Here is a 1,677-nt window from a genome sequence, read left to right on the forward strand (position 1 = left end):
CGTCCGGGTTCAAGCGAACCGGTGTGATGCCGAAGTTGTCTTCGATCGGGGTATCACCCTCTTCGATTTCCAAGCCCAATCGGCGCCATGTCGCGCGAGCGGTTCGCCAGTCGCGCAGCGCCGTGGCGGCGATGGCCAAGTTCCAGTTCGACGACTCATCGCTCGGGTCCAACCCGACCGCTTGCCGGTTGTGCTCGAAAGACTCTTGCCAGCGGCTCTGGTACTTGTAGATCAAGCCCATGTTGTAGTGCGTCTCTGGCCGCGCCGGGTCAAGCACCAACGCTTCTCGATACATGGCCAAGGCGGCCTCGCCGTCTTCGAGCGCCTGCGCTTGCTCGTGAAGCGCTGCCGCGCGCTGTCGGTTCGTCTCGCTCATTCTTCTGGCCCCCTCGCAGTTTCGGAGACGGTGATTGTCGGGCCCYGCGTGTTTACGAACGGCCTTCCTCGTGTCGCTGCGAGCCCGGGGGCTCGAAGGCCGCCGATTCCAGCGCCTACCGGCTGGCACCTATGCGGCGGTCCGCAAAAACCAGATCCTCGCAGTTCGTGGGCGACTGCAAGGCCCTGAGCTGACAACCTAGCCAAGGCTTTTCAAGTCACTCACCACACGTCTCCCTCCGGCATGGCTTTCGTCAGGTGACTTCAGCCGCTAGACGCATGACCATGTCTCACGCGGTATCTGTGCCCGGGCGGGAGCCCGCTGCGCCACGCCCGCGGGACTTGACGGAGAACATCGTGCCGAAGCCACCTACGCCAAAGCTGGAGGTCACAGTCTCAAGGTCTGAGAAGAGCCTTGTGTTCAGAGAAGTCAACGGGACCACCGTGACCCAGCTTCTGACCATGATGTCTAGTCAACGACTTCTCGCCGCCTTCCCAAATGGGGTATACAACGCCGAACGCTGATTGCAAGTTCAGCAACCGGGGCAGGCGCCGCGTGACACCTGCCGGCAAGCCTTCAGGGAGACCACAATGCCAAGCGTCCGTCATACAGCAAGTGCTGTTTCTCGCCTGACCCCGGGCAGCTTGGTCGTGGAGCCGGGCCTCGTGGGACAACGATCGCTCCCCTCCGTATCGACACAGCTGAGAACGGAAGATCTCAGGCAACGCGTGTGCCCCCACACCAACGTGTGGGGTCTAGCCAGGGCGTCTGGAAATGTACAGAACAATGACGTTAGCGCGATTGTGGGGTTGACTTGGGCGCTGCAAGGGGACTCGTCCTTCGCTGTGCCTCCTCGCGTGGCCAAGACTGGCGCGAGACACCAGAACCTGATCGGAAGGCGGAACAACCCGGCCGCCCACACTCTGCCCTGCAACATCACTCTGAATGGCAGGCAGATGACGAGCTTCGTGCGCTCCAGAAAGGCGAAGGACGGGATCGCTCGCATCTTCGGGAACGTCTTCCTGGGCTGCGAGAAGGAGTGGGACGACGCGGTGCTTGCCGCCCTTGTCAACGAGGCCGACGAAGAGGTGGAGCATTTCGACGCCGAGACTGGCTCCGCGGCCGCATTCCTCGAGTCGGTACAAACCGCAGTGAAAGAGTGCAATTGGAGCGGCGCCGGGCGTTCGCCAGTGTCCCAGGTGCAGTTGGCTTCGTTGATCGAGTACATCGACAAGAGCGTCTGGAGGCCCAAGGCAGCACTGGCCTATGAATTCGCATGGACCCGAGTGCAGAGCAGACGC

The 1,677-nt window shown here is 62.0% G+C and carries 2 protein-coding genes; one reads left to right on the forward strand and one right to left on the reverse strand.

Going from position 1 to position 1,677, the window contains the following annotated elements; all coding sequences use genetic code 11:
- A partial coding sequence (locus AC1DYI_RS34830) for a tetratricopeptide repeat protein (protein WP_477208667.1) occupies positions 1-376 on the reverse strand: 376 nt, incomplete at its 3' end.
- Between the two features lie 956 nt (positions 377-1,332).
- Between AC1DYI_RS34830 and AC1DYI_RS34835 the strand changes: the two genes are divergently transcribed.
- On the forward strand, positions 1,333-1,677 hold a 345-nt coding region (locus tag AC1DYI_RS34835; protein WP_477208668.1), incomplete at its 3' end, for a hypothetical protein.

The organism is Ideonella sp. P3_A4, from assembly GCF_056403075.1.